The 15,530-nt window shown below is 56.1% G+C and carries 15 protein-coding genes; 8 read left to right on the top strand and 7 right to left on the bottom strand.

Features of this window, described 5'->3' with window-relative positions:
- Positions 1 to 56: 56 nt before the first annotated feature.
- Positions 57 to 965, bottom strand: a complete 909-nt coding sequence (locus tag ACR0J7_RS00770; RefSeq protein WP_480564980.1) for an AAA family ATPase — start codon at positions 963 to 965, stop codon at positions 57 to 59.
- Between the two features lie 163 nt (positions 966 to 1,128).
- Here ACR0J7_RS00770 and pyrC point away from each other — a divergent pair, with 163 nt between their 5' ends.
- Positions 1,129 to 2,166, top strand: a complete 1,038-nt coding sequence (gene pyrC, locus ACR0J7_RS00765) for a dihydroorotase (RefSeq protein ID WP_480913012.1) — start codon at positions 1,129 to 1,131, stop codon at positions 2,164 to 2,166.
- On the opposite strand, the gene ACR0J7_RS00760 is transcribed toward pyrC, so the two are convergent.
- Complete coding sequence (locus ACR0J7_RS00760; protein WP_480537736.1) at positions 2,163 to 3,455, bottom strand: MmgE/PrpD family protein; 1,293 nt, start codon at positions 3,453 to 3,455, stop codon at positions 2,163 to 2,165. The two genes, pyrC and ACR0J7_RS00760, sit on opposite strands and share 4 nt — an antisense overlap.
- A gap of 37 nt (positions 3,456 to 3,492) precedes the next feature.
- Positions 3,493 to 3,939 carry a type II toxin-antitoxin system RatA family toxin gene (locus tag ACR0J7_RS00755; RefSeq protein ID WP_480913011.1) on the bottom strand — a complete coding sequence of 149 codons (447 nt, stop codon included), beginning with the start codon at positions 3,937 to 3,939 and terminating at the stop codon, positions 3,493 to 3,495.
- A 72-nt stretch (positions 3,940 to 4,011) separates the two neighbouring features.
- On the opposite strand from ACR0J7_RS00755, the gene hpt reads away from it, so the two are divergent.
- Positions 4,012 to 4,554, top strand: coding sequence for a hypoxanthine phosphoribosyltransferase (gene hpt, locus ACR0J7_RS00750; protein ID WP_267365856.1), 543 nt, complete (start codon positions 4,012 to 4,014; stop codon positions 4,552 to 4,554).
- 120 nt (positions 4,555 to 4,674) lie between these two features.
- Positions 4,675 to 5,031 (top strand): hypothetical protein, encoded by a 357-nt coding sequence (locus ACR0J7_RS00745; protein WP_480485807.1) that lies wholly within the window; start codon positions 4,675 to 4,677, stop codon positions 5,029 to 5,031.
- An 11-nt stretch (positions 5,032 to 5,042) separates the two neighbouring features.
- Here ACR0J7_RS00745 and ACR0J7_RS00740 read toward each other — a convergent pair whose 3' ends face one another.
- The gene (locus ACR0J7_RS00740; protein WP_480913008.1) at positions 5,043 to 6,194 is read right to left on the bottom strand and encodes an amidohydrolase; all 1,152 of its coding nucleotides are present in this window, start codon (positions 6,192 to 6,194) and stop codon (positions 5,043 to 5,045) included.
- The gene (gene lipA, locus ACR0J7_RS00735) at positions 6,191 to 7,141 is read right to left on the bottom strand and encodes a lipoyl synthase (RefSeq protein ID WP_480481175.1); all 951 of its coding nucleotides are present in this window, start codon (positions 7,139 to 7,141) and stop codon (positions 6,191 to 6,193) included. The genes ACR0J7_RS00740 and lipA overlap by 4 nt, the downstream gene beginning before the upstream one ends.
- Positions 7,142 to 7,402: 261 nt before the next feature.
- Between lipA and ACR0J7_RS00730 the strand changes: the two genes are divergently transcribed.
- The gene (locus ACR0J7_RS00730; protein ID WP_480481177.1) at positions 7,403 to 7,951 is read left to right on the top strand and encodes a redoxin family protein; all 549 of its coding nucleotides are present in this window, start codon (positions 7,403 to 7,405) and stop codon (positions 7,949 to 7,951) included.
- A 50-nt stretch (positions 7,952 to 8,001) separates the two neighbouring features.
- Here ACR0J7_RS00730 and ACR0J7_RS00725 read toward each other — a convergent pair whose 3' ends face one another.
- On the bottom strand, positions 8,002 to 9,084 hold the full coding sequence (locus ACR0J7_RS00725; protein ID WP_480481179.1) for a DUF6456 domain-containing protein: 1,083 nt from the start codon (positions 9,082 to 9,084) through the stop codon (positions 8,002 to 8,004).
- A 241-nt stretch (positions 9,085 to 9,325) separates the two neighbouring features.
- On the opposite strand from ACR0J7_RS00725, the gene ACR0J7_RS00720 reads away from it, so the two are divergent.
- Entirely contained in the window at positions 9,326 to 9,625 is a 300-nt protein-coding gene (locus ACR0J7_RS00720; protein WP_480481181.1) for a DUF6477 family protein, read from the top strand.
- On the opposite strand, the gene ACR0J7_RS00715 is transcribed toward ACR0J7_RS00720, so the two are convergent.
- Positions 9,626 to 11,170 carry a trimethylamine methyltransferase family protein gene (locus ACR0J7_RS00715; protein WP_480913006.1) on the bottom strand — a complete coding sequence of 515 codons (1,545 nt, stop codon included), beginning with the start codon at positions 11,168 to 11,170 and terminating at the stop codon, positions 9,626 to 9,628.
- A 306-nt stretch (positions 11,171 to 11,476) separates the two neighbouring features.
- On the opposite strand from ACR0J7_RS00715, the gene guaA reads away from it, so the two are divergent.
- From guaA to ACR0J7_RS00700, 3 genes are all read left to right on the top strand, one after another.
- Positions 11,477 to 13,036 carry a glutamine-hydrolyzing GMP synthase gene (gene guaA, locus ACR0J7_RS00710; protein ID WP_480831049.1) on the top strand — a complete coding sequence of 520 codons (1,560 nt, stop codon included), beginning with the start codon at positions 11,477 to 11,479 and terminating at the stop codon, positions 13,034 to 13,036.
- 211 nt (positions 13,037 to 13,247) lie between these two features.
- Positions 13,248 to 14,153 (top strand): DMT family transporter, encoded by a 906-nt coding sequence (locus ACR0J7_RS00705; RefSeq protein ID WP_480481187.1) that lies wholly within the window; start codon positions 13,248 to 13,250, stop codon positions 14,151 to 14,153.
- Positions 14,154 to 14,276: 123 nt separating this feature from the next.
- Entirely contained in the window at positions 14,277 to 15,440 is a 1,164-nt protein-coding gene (locus tag ACR0J7_RS00700) for an OmpP1/FadL family transporter (protein ID WP_480481189.1), read from the top strand.
- The last annotated feature ends 90 nt before the right edge of the window (positions 15,441 to 15,530 follow it).

Raw genomic sequence — 15,530 nt, 5'->3', positions numbered from 1 at the left:
GACGTTATGGGGGCTCTGCCCCCATACCCCCGGAGTATTTGGAAAAAGATGAAACATCAGACCGGTTCGAGCGTGGCCTTGGCCTCGTCGAGGATGCGTTTGGCCTCGGACCCCTGAAGTTTTTGAATGTCGTCCTGATATTTCAGGATCGCACCCAGCGTGTCGCCGATCACCTCGGGGCTGAGGTTCAACACATCCAGCGCCAACAGGCATTTCGCCCAGTCGATGGTCTCGGCCACACCGGGTTTCTTGAACAAATCCTCGGTGCGCAAACGTTGAACGAAGGCTACAACCTCGCGACTAAGCCCTTCCGCAGCTTCAGGCGCGCGCGCATGCAGAATTTCGATCTCACGTTCGAAATCAGGATAATCAACCCAGTGATACAGGCAGCGACGCTTGAGGGCATCGTGCACTTCGCGGGTCCGGTTCGACGTGACAATTACAATCGGTGGTTCGGGTGCTACAACAGTGCCCAGTTCAGGAATCGTGACCTGAAAATCACTCAGAGCTTCCAGTAGAAAGGCTTCGAACGGTTCATCGGTCCGGTCCAGTTCGTCGATCAGAAGAACCGGCGCTCCATTTTCGTCCGGGCGCATTGCCTGCAACAAGGGGCGTTCGATCAGGTATTCGTCCGAGAACAGTTCAGTCTGCAACGCGCCCCGGTCGGCCCCACCCGCGGCCTCAGCCGTTCGGATCGCGACCATCTGCGCCGAAAAATTCCATTCGTAAACAGCTGACGACGCATCCAGCCCTTCGTAGCACTGCAACCGGATCAGGCGCCGGTTCAACCCGGATGCCAGAGCCTTGGCGATCTCGGTCTTTCCAACCCCTGCTTCGCCTTCCAGAAATAACGGGCGTCCAAGCTTCAGCGACAGGAACACAACCGTCGCAAGGGCGCGACCGCAGACATAGCCCTGACGACCCAGCATCTGCTGCACGGCATCGATGGAATCTGGCTGTGTCATGGAACCCCTCTCTGCTTTAGGGATAAACAGGTCATGCAAGTGTCTGGGCGTCAAGGCCTCAACCTTGGACAGAGCTACGACGTTCAGGTCGGTTGACAAGATTTTTTTTGTGCCTTGCGCGGACGCAGTTGGTCTTTCGCAACAGCTATGCTAGCGGAAGGCCATGACCGACACCCTTACGCTCCGCCGCCCCGACGACTGGCATCTGCATCTGCGCGATGGCGCGATGCTACAGGCCGTCCTGCCCGAAACCGCGCGCCATTTCGCCCGTGCGATCATTATGCCGAACCTGGTGCCGCCGGTTGTGCGCGGCGACCAGGCCGCTGCCTATCGAGACCGCATTCTGGCGGCCCTGCCCGACGGTATGACGTTCGAGCCGCTGATGACCCTGTATCTGACCGAGGATACAGATGCCGAAGATGTCGCTGCAGCCCATGCCAGCGGTCTGATCAAAGCCGTCAAGCTGTACCCTGCCGGGGCAACGACCAACTCTGCCTCGGGTGTGCGCGATTTCGACAAAGTGCGCCCGGTGCTTGAGAAGATGGCCGAAATCGGCTTGCCCATGTGCGTACATGGCGAGGTGACGGATCCCGAGATCGACATATTTGACCGCGAAGCCGTGTTCATCGACCGTGTTCTTGATCCAATCCGCAGATCGACACCAGGCCTGCGTGTGGTGATGGAACATATCACCACGTCAAATGGTGTGGATTATGTCAAAGCCAACGCGGTTGATCTGGGTGCAACGATCACGGCGCATCACCTGATTATCAACCGCAACCATATCCTGGTTGGTGGCATCAAACCGCATTACTATTGCCTTCCTGTTGCCAAGCGCGAAGAACACCGTCTGGCCCTGCTATCCGCCGCGACATCGGGCGATGCGCGGTTTTTTCTGGGCACGGACAGCGCCCCGCACACGGATGCCAACAAGGAAATGGCTTGCGGCTGTGCCGGTTGTTTCACAGCGACCAACACCATGTCTTTGGTCGCCGAAATGTTTGACCGGGAAGATGCATTGGACAAGCTGGAAGGCTTTGTGTCGCTCAACGGGCCGGGTTTCTATCGCTTACCGGTGAACCAGGATATGATTACCCTGACCAAGGGTGAGCCCGTTTCGTATCCCTCAAAGATTGAAACAGGCGATGGACCAGTCACTGTATTTGACCCGGGCTTTCCGTTGCACTGGTGCGTGGCTTAACCCGCCATACGTTCGGCCAGATCGCGGGCACGTCCCCCGGTGCGCAGCATCGACCAGATCGTGTCCGCCTCATCCGCACCGATCAGCTTGGTCGCTTTGTCGCGCACGCGATCCTCACGGTCCGACAACGACATTGGGTTCAGCAGATCATGCGTCGCTTCGCGGCGAATGCCATCGCGACGCAGCAGAGACAGATGCGCCTGCGTTTCTGACAGGCTGTCATCTGCCTCGACCGTGATGCGGTCGCGCAAAGACGTTATACGCGGGTCGACGCAGACCTTGTCGGTGAAACTATCTGGCAAAGCCGTATCATATCCCAGCGCCTGCATCGCGATCACTGTCCGATAGGAAAACTTGGCCCCCAGTCCGGTTGTCGGTGACAGTTGATTGCACACACTCATCCAGCGCGGATGAGTCTTTATCTGGATCTCGGCGACCTCTGGCTCCGCTATGTCCAACTCCCGCGCGGCTTCCAGCGCGGCGTGAAGACCGTGGCAACAGGCGTGAAACTTGTGGCTGACCGTTTCAAACAGCCATTCATCGCCCAACCCATCCAGAGCAGTTTGATCCGCTGCACCTTGATGCGTTGCCCCAAATCCATAAGGACCCTCCAGCGCGTCGGCGTTGGCCTGAAAACCGCGCTGTACCAGCAAGGCCGTCTCGACCCCTGCTGAAGCGGCAAGTCCGGCGTTATACGGCTTGCCCATGGTTCCGAACTGCGCCTTCAGCCCCGCCGCACGCGTCGCCGTCAGACCCAGAACCATTCGCATCTGGTTTGCGTCAAAACCCAGCAAACGGCCAACAGCGACTGCCGCCCCAAAGGCACCGGATGTCGCCGTCTGGTGAAACCCTGCCTGATAGTGACCGCGCCCCAGCCACAAGCCAATTCGGATTGAGGTTTCCATACCCACCAAAGCGGCTTCGAGAAAGTCGACAAGAATACGGTCATCCCATTCGGCCACCGCAAGGGCTGCGGGCAAAATGGCGACGGAAGGATGCCCGATATGGGCGAAATGCGTGTCATCGTAATCCAGCGCGTGAGACACCGTGCCATTCACCAACGCCGCACCACGTAGCGGCGCCGGGCCGCCGCCAAAGAGATGCGCCTGAGGGTTCCCGCCCTCGGAAAGTATCATGTCGCGAACCGTGGTTGAGACGGGTTCGCGCGCGCCTGCCCGGCCCACAGCGACCCAGTCAAGAACAGATAGCGATGTGACGATTCGCGCCTGAGACGACGTAGAAATCGGCCCTGCCGCAAAAGCGGCCAATGATACTGTAAATTCCGTCATGCGCGTAGTCTAGCGTGCGCCTGACAAGGGTAAAGACCTAGCTGTAGAGTTCTTGCGCGCGCGCCTCGAACGCGCGCACGATCCGATGCATGGCTTCGTTGAAAACCACACCGATAATCCCTTGCAGGATGGCGTTCTTGAATTCGAAATCCACATGGAACGAGACGTTGCAGCCCCCATCAGGCGCGTCCTCGAACTGCCAGTCGGATTTCATGTATTTGAAGGGGCCGTCCAGGTATTCGGTGTCGATTTTCTTTTGATCCGCAAACAGGGTTACTTTGCTGCCAAAACGTTCCCGGAAAACCTTGAACGAGATGACCAGATCGGCCTCCATCACCTCAGCCTCTTCCAGCGCATAGGTATTGCGAATGCGGGCAGCAGCGCACCACGGCAGAAATTGCGGGTACTTGGCCACGTCGGCAACCAGGTCGTACATCTGCTGGGCAGTATAAGGCAGGTGGCGGGTTTCCGAATGGATAGGCATGACGTCCGGTATTTGCAGGTGACAATGGCGCGTCATGTCGTATGTTGCGCGCCAAAGATCAAGGGGGCTGCGATGACTGACCGCGCATATGTGATAGATGAGATGATCTCGGCAAAGGCCATCGCTGCTCGAATCGAGGAGCTGTGTCGCGACATTTCGGCAGAGTTCAAAGACACCGACAAGCTGGTGGTCGTGGGTCTGCTGCGCGGCAGCTTTGTATTCATCGCCGACCTTGTGCGCGAACTTGACCTTCCGATCGAAGTGGATTTCCTTGAAGCTTCTTCTTACGGAGACGCGATGGAGAGCAGCCGGGAAGTTCGTATTCTCAAAGACTTGCGTGGCGCAATTGAAGGGCGCGACGTGCTGGTTGTCGAGGATATCGTTGACACCGGTCATACGTTAAACCATGTCACCAAGTTGCTGCAAAGCCGTAACCCCGCGCGCCTGAAATCCATTGCCCTGCTGGACAAGCCGAGCCGCCGCGAAGTGGATTTTCGATCAGACTGGATCGGTTTTGAGATACCAGACGAATTTGTCGTGGGTTATGGAATTGACTATGCTCAACGCAATCGCAACCTGCCCTATATTGGCAAAGTCCGCTTTACGGACGAATAGCCCGAGCGGGCCTTTTCCGGCCTCGTCCTCAGACCCGATTAAAAATTCATTATTTAGAATATCAATGGACAACCATCGCCTCGTCGCTTTACCTTTCAGGAAATAGCAGGAGTATTGATAATGAAGCGGTTTTTCGCGATAGCGGGCGTCTTTTTGGCGATCGTGTCCCTTGCAGGTGCGTCTTATGCAAAAGACAACAAGGGCAAAGGGCAAGGTGCCAACAAAACCAAAGTAGAGAAATCCATTAAGTCAAACGGCAAAGCTGTTCCGCCCGGTCAAATCAAACGATACACCCGAGGTCAGAAATTGCCGAACGACCTGCGTTTTGATTATATTGACGAGCTCGACAACTGGAAGCTCAAACCGCTGAAGCCAGGGCAACGGTATATTCGGGTCGACGACGAAATAATCTCGATATCGGATGATACGAAGACTGTAATAGAAGCTGTTGGAATCGTTGGCGATCTGATGAACTGAAAGCCTCGGTCCTAGCAGTCGCGGCCTAACACAGCGTCGATGGCCTTCAAAAATATCCCGGTCCCAATCGGAATAAGCGCATCCGGGAAATCATAGTCCGGGTTGTGCAACTGGGGATGGTCGCTCCCCGACCCCAACCAGAACATGGCGGTTTTCGCGCTTTTTCCAAACTGGCCGAAATCTTCTGAAAAACGCTGTGGCTGATCGGTCAACCTGCAAGAAACGCCCTGCTCCGTGCAGGCTTTGGACAGGATCGAAACTGCTTCCGGGTGATTGGCACAAGCCTCAAACACTTCGTCATAACTGATTTCGACCGCCAGCCCGTCGGCTTTGGCCGTTTCGCGGACCAGCGACTCAGCGTCGGTGATCAGTTGCGCCATTCTCGCGTCCGTGACGGTGCGAAGCGTCACCCACAGCTCGGCCCGCCCCGGTGCTACTCCGACCGTGCGCTCACCCAACGTGGCATGTGTGACGGTCGTCAACGCGTAATCGTCATTCAGATCCCCGCCGCCGCCTAACGCGGTCAAAGCCGGCATCAGGCGTGCCAGCGCACCGGCAGGTGACACCCCATCTTGCGGAGCGGCAGCATGTGACGTCTTTCCGGTCAGAACGATCTGCATCCCGCGTGAGGCGCAATTGGCAGAACCGCTGCAAATTTCGACCGCCCCCAACTCCAATCCCGGTAAGTTGTGCAAAGACAACACCAGGTCGGGCGCAACCTCGGCGTATTGGGGATCAGCTCGGAAAGCGATTGCACCATGGCCGGTCTCTTCGGCTGGCTGGAAAATCAATACGACGCGGCCCTTCTTGGGGCGTTGATGATTCAACACGTCTGCCACGCCCAGAACCATTGTCATATGACCGTCGTGGCCGCACAAATGCCCTTTGCCCGCGACCTGAGATACATGGGAATGGTTCGCCAACTCCTGGATCGGCAGCCCATCCAGTTCGCAGCGAATGCCCAGCGTGGGACCGGGTTGGCCACTTTCGAAAACAGCAGCGATCCCGTGCCGACCTATTCCGGTCATAACATGGTCAGCACCAGCGTCGCGCAGAAATTCAGCCACCCGCGCCGCGGTTTTCTTTTCTTGTCCCGAAAGTTCGGGGTGTTGATGCAGCTCGTGGCGCAGACGAGTCAGTCGCGCGATCTTATCCGGTGTCACGCTTTTTGTAGCTTTTCTAGACGCGCCGCGCGCAGTCGGGTGAAATCGTCACCAGCGTGATAAGAAGACCGGGTCAAAGGTGTCGCAGATACCATCAGAAAGCCTTTGCCGTATGCCGCCTTTTCGTATGACGCGAACTCGTCGGGTGTAACGAAACGATCAACGCCGTGGTGTTTCGGCGTTGGTTGCAGATACTGGCCAATCGTCAAAAAATCGATATCCGCCGCGCGCATATCATCCATGACCTGGCGCACCTGCTGTTCGTTTTCGCCAAGCCCAACCATGATGCCAGACTTGGTAAAGATCGACGGATCAAGTTCTTTCACCCGCTGCAAAAGACGCAGGGAATGGAAGTACCGCGCACCGGGGCGAACCTCGGGGTACAAACCCGGTACGGTTTCCAGATTGTGATTGAAGACATCCGGCTTCGCCTGAACCACAATTTCCAGAACATCCGCATCGCATTTCAGAAAATCGGGTGTCAGAATCTCGATCGTGGTTTTGGGAGAGCGGTGCCGCACCGCGCGGATGGTCTGCGCAAAATGCTCGGCTCCTCCATCGCTCAGATCATCCCGGTCGACAGAGGTGATAACCACATGGTTCAGGCCAAGTTTTTCGACTGCATGTGCCACCCGGCCGGGTTCAAAGGCGTCAAGGTCGTCTGGGCGACCGGTAGCGATATTGCAGAATGTGCAGCCACGGGTACAAATCTCGCCCATGATCATCATGGTGGCGTGACCCTGGCTCCAGCATTCGCCGACATTGGGGCATCCTGCCTCTTCGCAGACGGTGACCAGATTGTTGTCGCGCATGATCCGGCGCGTATCTGCATAACCTTTGCCGCCGGGTGCCTTGACCCTGATCCAGTTCGGTTTCTTGGGCTGCGCATTATCCGGGCGGTGCGCTTTTTCCGGATGGCGCTGTTCGGGGATCTTCAGATCTCGCACGGGCAATTTTCCTGACTTTGGGTCAATCCTGTCGCTCATAACATAGACAGATGCGCAGTGTTACACCAGCGGCGCATAGCCGCTATGCAACGCCGCCGTGCATAAGCAAGAGCACGATTGCAAATTCCCGTTTTACCGCATGTTTTCAATGCCTAATGAGAAGAGATTATTAGTTCAAAATGCGGCGTTTCGTCGATTGAAGGTAGTTTGGAACTGTTTTAAGTCACAACAAAATCACAAGTGAATCACAGGAGCTTGACCATGAAATCCGGCGCAATTCTGCCCAACGTGACCTTTCACACCCGTGTCCGTGATGACTCAATCGAAGGACCAAACCCATTCCGTTGGGAAGACAAGTCCACCGCTGACTATTTTGCAGGAAAACGCGTGATCCTGTTCTCGTTGCCCGGTGCGTTCACGCCCACCTGCTCGACATATCAACTGCCCGGCTTTGAAAACGGGTATAGCGATTTCATTGCCCGGGGCGTCGATGAAATCTACTGCATGTCTGTCAACGACAGCTTTGTGATGAACAAATGGGCGCAAGATCAGGGCCTGACCAACGTAAAGGTCATTCCGGATGGATCGGGCGAGTTCACCCGCAAAATGGGTATGCTGGTTGACAAGGATAATCTGGGCTTTGGCATGCGGTCATGGCGCTATGCGGCCATCGTAAACGACGGCGTTGTCGAAGCTTGGTTCGAAGAACCTGGCCTGATGGATAACTGCCCCGAAGATCCCTATGGCGTGTCTTCGCCCGAAAACCTGATGAAACATCTTCAGGCGACGGCAGAGCCCGAACTGGCCTGAGTATTAACAAGACGAATAAAGGCCCGTTATGACGGGCCTTTTTTGTGCCTTCAGCCAATCATGCGGTCGCGTTCAGCCTGATCCTGATAGTGGCGTTTCAGCCGCTGCAATGCGATCCGCAGAACAATCTTGCCGGATCGTGCAGACCAGCCCATACGCTTTTCCGCCAGTTCCAAACCTTCGAGATAGCAACAACACCGCAGGGCAACGTCACTTAGTCCGGGGCCAAGATCAGACAAGGCCCGCGCCACGCGATCCCGCGCATCGGATGACCCCTTTCCTCCGTGGCTTTCACTGTCATAACAGCCACGGCCACCAGCCGTAAGAAACCGGTCCCAGTTCTGTGAAACCTGTGGGCCAATCTGCGCCAATTCGAAATCTTCGCGCAAACGCTCTCCGGCGCTGACAAGCGATTCATCCAGAAAAGGCTTGCCATCGCGGTCACGCCTGCGTGCAAGGGCAACCAACGGGCTTTCCGTGGCGCTATAGCGAATGCGCTTGATCCGGTCAGCCGCCCCGGCCGACGTCTTAGACTGAAACAACGACTGGGCTTCGGCAAATCCAAATTCAGTCCCCACCCGCGCCTTGTTTTCCGCTTTCGCAATCAGGTGGCTCAGGGCCGTTCGGCCAGCTGCAGAAATCCGATACCGTGAAATACGACCGGGGTTATCGCAGGAAATCCAGTCCTTTAAGGCCAGAGCCTGAGCGATCTCGCAATCGACGACCGCGGTTCTGGTCGCTCCGGCGTTGCCGGTGTCGCGAACGACTACCGCTTTGTCCATTTCTTCAGCCACGGCAAGAACCGAACCGGTTTCACTCAGGCGGCGCAAAATGCGCAATGCTTCTCTTTCGAACGCTTCTTCCTGGGCAGCTTCATCCGCGATCACGACCGCGTCGCCTGCGTCATCGGACATGGAAAAATGTGTTTCTGCCAGCGATTGCAAAGCAGCATCCACCAATGGATCGTCACGGCGCATCTCGATACGCCGGATTTGCCGGAGGATGGTTGACGCATGGCAGCCTGCCGATCTCGCGATATCGCGGATCGAGCGTCCGGTTTCGGTATGAGCAAGGTATCTTTGCGCCCCCTCTGGAACCCATGCCGGAATGGTGAAAGCCATGTTGTTTTCCATGATTATTTGCCCTCGTCGACAAAACAAAATGTCACTTTTCGCCCTCGGATTGCGGGTTAACCAAATCTAACTAGAGGTCCATTCGTTACTCGTTCGTTAACCTCACAAGGCACGAACCAGATTTGATTCAAAAAGATAAACAGTCGTGAAACCATCGTTCGGAGAGGCTGTCACGCAGGCAACACCCGCTTAGGTTGTGCATTTAATGGTCCCGTAAACCTTCAGACACAGGACACATAAGATGCAGGACCTGATGACAATGATCTCAACGCTTCACCGCCCACGCATGTTGGCAAGAGCCGCAAATTTCGGAGCGAGAGAGTACAACCGGGACAGGCATCTGCAACGTATTCTGGGATACGGATCATTGCCGGGTTCAGGTCAGGCCCTGCTGCGACTGATGGAGATGGAAAAAGAGGTAAATGAACTGCGCAAAGAAGATGATGCCGCATACTCTCTGGTCCGGCATCTCGACATTCTTATCGCGCTGTTGGGTGAGGCGCGGCTGTATCAGGCCAGCCGCGCCCCGGTCCTTCAGTAATCAGGAGAACGCATCCGGCATGGAGGCCTTTTTCTCGGCGATATAGGCTTCCAGCGCTGCGGCTGTATCCGGTTCCATATGCGGTTGCTGGTAATTAGCAAGCAGGTGTTCAACCCGCGCAGAGGCCAGAGCCCGCGTATCACGTGCGCCTTCTTCCTGCCAGGTTTCATATGGCTTGTAGTCCAGCAGATCGGACTTCCAGAACGATTCCTTGAAGTTCGCCTGCGTGTGGGCACATCCTAGGTAATGCCCGCCCGGGCCAACTTCCCGGATCGCATCCATGGCCTGCGCGTTTTCGTCATAGGCCACGCCTTTGGCCAGCGAATGCAAAACACCCAACTGGTCGGCATCCATAACGAATTTCTCGAAGTCGGCCACCAGGCCGCCTTCCAGCCAGCCGCAGGCATGCAACATGAAGTTCACGCCAGCCAACAGTCCCATATTCAGCGAGTTCGCTGTTTCATAAGCCGCCTGCGCATCCGGAAGTTTCGAGCCACAGAACGATCCTGCGGACCGATAGGGCAAGTTCAGACGCCGCGCCAGTTGACCCGCGCCATAGGTGATATGCGCAGCTTCTGGTGTTCCGAAGGTCGGTGCACCTGAATTCATGTCGATCGAAGTCACGAATGCACCAAAGATCGCGGGTGCACCGGGACGGACGATCTGGCTGTACGCCACACCGGCAAGAACCTCGGCCAAAACCTGTGTCAAAGTACCGGCCACCGAGACCGGCGCCATCGCGCCGCCCACAATAAAGGGCGAGATGATGCAGGCCTGATTGTTACGTGCATAGACTTCCAGCGAGCCCATCATCACATCGTCGAATGTCATCGGCGAGTTGATGTTGGTCAGCGACGTCATCACCGTGTTTTGCTGAACGAACTCCTTGCCGAACAGGATTTCGCACATTTCGACCGAATCCTGAGCCCGGCTGGGATCGGTCACAGAACCCATGAAAGGCTTGTCCGACAGGGTCATGTGCGCCTTCAACATGTCCAGATGGCGTTTGTTCACCGGAATGTCGGTCGGCTCACACACAGTACCGCCCGAATGGTGCAACCACTTGGACATATAGGCGAGTTTCACGAACTTGTTGAAGTCGTCCATCGTCGCGTAACGACGGCCGCCCTGTGCATCGCGCACGAAAGGAGGGCCGTAAACCGGGGCCAGAACCATGTTTCGACCACCGATTACGACCGATTTCTCGGGGTTGCGGGCATGTTGGGTAAACTCGCTGGGCGCAGTTTTGATCAGCTCACGAGCCAGGCCACGCGGAATGCGCACGCGTTCACCGTCGATATCCGCGCCAGCGTCGCGCCAGCGTTCCAGAGCGGCAGGGTTATCAACAAAGTTAACACCGACCTCTTCCAACACGGTTTCCGCATTGTTTTCGATGATCTCCAGTGCCTCTTCATTGAGGATTTCGAAGTTCGGAATGTTGCGTTCGATGTATTTCGCGGTCTCGATACGAACTGCAGTCCGCTCGGCACGGCGGGCAGCGCCACCGCCACCTCTCGCCCTGCGCCGGGTGTTTGCCTCGGTCATGAGAAGATCCCGTGTTGTTGGTTAGATTGAGCGTTTGATACAGGTTTGCCGGAACGCAAGCATAGGGATTGCGGCACGTTGGGGGAAAAAGCGACATTGCCGTTCTGCAATCCCGCCAACGGGCTGCCATTGGGGATAATCGGATTTTGGAAAGTGCGGCCCAATTGTTACCGCACCTGTCTACTTCGGATCACGAACGGCGGGAAACACGAGTGCCCAAGGCCTGTGTGGCGATCTTCATCGAATCCCGCGCCGGAATCGGACCTCGCTCTTGCGAAATGTGCAGGCTTGCCCTAAGGCGCTGACATGACCCAGACATCCCACGACCGCCTTCTGATCATCGACTTCGGCAGCCAGGTTACGCAGCTTATTGCCCGCCGCCTGCGCGAACTGAATGTCTATTGCGAAATTCACCCTTACCAGAATGTCACGATGGATTTCGTGCGGGAAATGGCCCCGCGCGCCGTGATCTTCTCGGGCGGGCCGGACAGTGTGACGCGCGAAGGGTCGCCCCGTGCTCCGCAAGAGATTTTTGACTACGGCGTGCCGATTCTGGGCATCTGTTATGGCCAGCAAGTGATGATGCACCAGCTTGGCGGCAAGGTCGAAAGTGGCCATGGCACCGCCGAGTTCGGTCGGGCTTTTGTCACGCCAAAAGACGAACTGGAAATTCTGAAGGGCTGGTTTGACGACGGGGACGAACAGGTCTGGATGAGCCACGGTGACCACGTCAGTGAAATCGCGCCGGGATTTCAGGTTTTTGGCACATCGCCTAACGCGCCCTTTGCGATCACAGCCGATCCAGCGCGCCATTTCTATGCCGTGCAGTTCCACCCCGAGGTGCACCACACGCCCAAGGGCGCGAAGCTGTACGAGAACTTCGTCAAGCTGGCCGGTTTCAAGGGCGACTGGACCATGGGGGCCTATCGCGAGGAGATGATCCGCAAGATCCGCGAGCAGGTTGGTGACAAGAAGGTCATCTGCGGTTTGTCGGGCGGCGTTGACAGCTCGGTCGCGGCGATCCTGATCCACGAGGCGATTGGAGACCAGTTGACCTGCGTCTTCGTTGACCACGGGCTGTTGCGCAAGAACGAGGCGACAGAAGTCGTCGGCATGTTCCGCGACAACTACAATATCCAACTGATCCACGCGGACGAATCCGAACTGTTCCTTGGCGAGCTTGAAGGGCAAAGCGACCCGGAGACCAAACGCAAGATCATCGGCAAACTGTTCATCGACGTGTTCCAGAAACACGCCGATACCATTGAAGGGGCCGAGTTCCTGGCCCAGGGAACGCTTTATCCGGATGTAATCGAATCGGTGTCATTCTCGGGCGGGCCTTCTGTAACCATCAAATCGCACCACAATGTCGGTGGCTTGCCGGAAAAGATGGGCCTGAAACTGGTCGAACCCCTGCGAGAGCTGTTCAAGGATGAGGTGCGCGCACTTGGCCACGAACTTGGCCTTCCGCAGAGCTTCATCGGACGCCACCCCTTCCCCGGCCCCGGTCTGGCAATCCGCTGCCCCGGTGAAATCACACGTGAAAAACTGGGTATTTTGCGGGAAGCCGATGCGATCTATATCGACCAGATCCGTAAACACGGCCTCTATGACGACATCTGGCAGGCTTTTGTCGCCATCTTGCCAGTGCGCACGGTAGGCGTCATGGGTGATGGACGCACCTATGACTACGCCTGTGCGCTGCGGGCCGTCACATCTGTCGATGGCATGACCGCAGACTACTACCCGTTCAGCCATGAGTTCCTGGGCGAAACGGCAACGCGGATCATCAATGAGGTTAAGGGCATCAACCGGTGCACCTATGACATCACATCGAAACCACCCGGCACCATCGAGTGGGAATAACCGGTGGGTGTCTGCGTAAAACTTAACTGATTGAGCTGCAAAACGTCCTTCTCGTTCAAGCCTTTGTTCGGGGCAGTCATCTATACGACCTTGAATCTGGTGCACCTTCGACGTTTGAATGGCCGGGCAAACCTAGCCTGCTTATCATAAGCTCTTGGCCTTGCGGTCTTTTGGCCGCGCGGCTACGCGACGAACCTGAGGGACGCCCGAAATGAGCCATGCGCAGAAAGACGTGTTGAAGGCCGGTCTTTGGATGACGGGTGCGATCGCCTCATTTTCATCCATGGCGGTTGCAGGGCGTGAGCTGAGTTCTGCGCATGATACCTTTGAAATCATGATGTATCGCAGCATCGTGGGGTTCGTCGTTGTTGCAACAGTCCTGACTTTAACTCGCAACTGGCATCAGGTTTCAGCCGAACGGCTGGGGTTGCACGCCCTACGAAACACTTTACATTTTACAGGGCAAAATCTCTGGTTCTACGCCGTAGCAGTGGCTCCTTTGGCACAGGTTTTCGCGCTGGAGTTCACTCAGCCGCTTTGGGTGATCCTGCTCTCGCCGCTGTTTCTGAACGAACGGTTGACCCCGCTCCGGTTGATAGCGGCGCTAATTGGGTTTTCAGGGGTTCTGATCGTCACGCGCCCAGGCGCTGCCCCGTTGAGCCCCGGCTTAATAACAGCGGCGGCATCCGCGGTATTCTTTGCTTTTACAACGATTACCACTAAGAAGCTCACGCGTTTTGCCAGCATTGGGTGTATCGTTTTCTGGCTGACTGCAATGCAAACGGTCCTTGGGGCCACAGCCGCTGGCATCGACGGTCAGATTGTGCTTCCGACAATGCAAACCGCGCCCTACTTGATTCTGGTTGGGTTGGCGGGTTTGCTGGCGCATTTTTGCATTACCAATGCCCTGTCTATCGCCCCGGCAACCGTCGTCATTCCCTTTGATTTTGCACGCCTTCCGACAATCGCGGTGATCGGAATGATCCTCTATCACGAGCCCATCGACCATTGGGTGCTGATCGGCGCCGCTATCATCTTTGCAGGCATTTTCCTGAACATCTGGTCCGAAAATCGTAACAGTTTAGCAACAGTTCAGAACTGTAGTGGCAACAAGTAACGCACCGTCACCAGTTGACCTTAAACTAACTGAAAAGAAAGTATCGCGCATTACACACGAGTAGGCGCTGGACTCACTCAATTCTTCGCCAGGCAAATACTCGAAAAAGTTCGGGAGGACAGAATGAAAACAACACTACTCGCAACGTGCGCTTTGTGCGTTGGAGCAACGGCTGGTTTTGCAGGCGGCCTGGACCGCAGCGGTCAGGGTATCAACCTGATCTTTGAAGAAGGCTCTGCAGTTCAGTTTCGGTTGGGGTATACCGACCCAAGCGTGACCGGTACGATGCCAGACGTTTTTGGCACAAATGGTGGCCAACCCGTTGATTCAGGTGAAGTTGCGAACGACTTTTTTACACCGCACTTGGGGTACAAAACGGCGCTTACAGAAAAGCTTGATTTCGCCATCATGTATGATCAGCCCTTCGGTGCCGATATTCAGTACGCGAGCACGTATCCCTTGTCTATCAACCCAATTCCCGGCGGTCGAACCGACAGCCTGAGGGCGACAGCGGATACAGATGCCATCACAGCGCTGCTGCGCTACAAATTCGATGGCGGGTTCAGTGCGATCGGTGGTATTCGCGCGCAGCGCGTCAAGGCCTCGATAACTGTTCCCATTACCGCAGGCTATCAGGTGGATACCAGCGCTGATACCGCATTTGGGTATGTTGTTGGTGTCGCCTGGGAAAAACCCGAAATCGCAGCACGTGTATCGCTGACTTATAACTCCAAGATCAGCCACGACCTTTCGCAGACAGAATCGCTCAATCCGCCTCCTATCCCACCAATTCCGCCGGGGACTGTGGCAACGTTCAACACCACAAGTGAGATTGAAACACCGCAGTCAATCAACTTGGATTTCCAGACCGGTGTGGCGCCCAAGACATTGTTGTTTGGCTCGATCCGTTGGGTCGACTGGCCACAGCTTGTGTATAACCCGCCAAACTATCCACCGACCACGAACCTGGTTGACTATGACGAAGCCACCTTCACCTACTCTCTGGGTTTGGGCTATCAGTTCTCGGAAGAGTTTTCTGGTGCTGTGACACTGGGCTACGAATCTTCCCAAGGTACGCCGGTGTCGAACCTCGGCCCGACAGATGGGTTCTGGAGCATCGGTCTGGGTGGCACCTATTCTCTTGAGAATGCCAAAATTTCCGGTGGTGTACGTTACACGGATATCGGAGATGCCACCGCGAATGGCGCCGGTCCGGCGGCACGTGGTACATTCACAGGCAACAGCGCCTGGAGCGTTGGTTTCCAGATCACATACGCTCTGAACTGATCTGAGTATCATATGTTCCTACAAAGCCTCGCAGTTTCTGCGGGGCTTTTTCGCATGAACCGGGTCGCCGTTGGTTAACTTCAATGAAAC

The organism is Ruegeria sp. O4 (genome assembly GCF_056535125.1).
The sequence above is the reverse complement of the archived record's forward strand: the minus strand, read 5'-3'. Positions and strand labels throughout refer to the sequence as shown.

Excerpts from the sequence above, each read along its gene's own strand:
- ACR0J7_RS00770 (WP_480564980.1), bottom strand. The coding sequence starts at position 965 with ATGACACAGCCAGATTCCATCGATGCCGTGCAGCAGATGCTGGGTCGT.
- pyrC (WP_480913012.1), top strand. The coding sequence starts at position 1,129 with ATGACCGACACCCTTACGCTCCGCCGCCCCGACGACTGGCATCTGCAT.
- ACR0J7_RS00760 (WP_480537736.1), bottom strand. The coding sequence starts at position 3,455 with ATGACGGAATTTACAGTATCATTGGCCGCTTTTGCGGCAGGGCCGATT.
- ACR0J7_RS00755 (WP_480913011.1), bottom strand. The coding sequence starts at position 3,939 with ATGCCTATCCATTCGGAAACCCGCCACCTGCCTTATACTGCCCAGCAG.
- hpt (WP_267365856.1), top strand. The coding sequence starts at position 4,012 with ATGACTGACCGCGCATATGTGATAGATGAGATGATCTCGGCAAAGGCC.
- ACR0J7_RS00745 (WP_480485807.1), top strand. The coding sequence starts at position 4,675 with ATGAAGCGGTTTTTCGCGATAGCGGGCGTCTTTTTGGCGATCGTGTCC.
- ACR0J7_RS00730 (WP_480481177.1), top strand. The coding sequence starts at position 7,403 with ATGAAATCCGGCGCAATTCTGCCCAACGTGACCTTTCACACCCGTGTC.
- ACR0J7_RS00725 (WP_480481179.1), bottom strand. The coding sequence starts at position 9,084 with ATGGAAAACAACATGGCTTTCACCATTCCGGCATGGGTTCCAGAGGGG.
- ACR0J7_RS00720 (WP_480481181.1), top strand. The coding sequence starts at position 9,326 with ATGCAGGACCTGATGACAATGATCTCAACGCTTCACCGCCCACGCATG.
- ACR0J7_RS00715 (WP_480913006.1), bottom strand. The coding sequence starts at position 11,170 with ATGACCGAGGCAAACACCCGGCGCAGGGCGAGAGGTGGCGGTGGCGCT.
- guaA (WP_480831049.1), top strand. The coding sequence starts at position 11,477 with ATGACCCAGACATCCCACGACCGCCTTCTGATCATCGACTTCGGCAGC.
- ACR0J7_RS00705 (WP_480481187.1), top strand. The coding sequence starts at position 13,248 with ATGAGCCATGCGCAGAAAGACGTGTTGAAGGCCGGTCTTTGGATGACG.
- ACR0J7_RS00700 (WP_480481189.1), top strand. The coding sequence starts at position 14,277 with ATGAAAACAACACTACTCGCAACGTGCGCTTTGTGCGTTGGAGCAACG.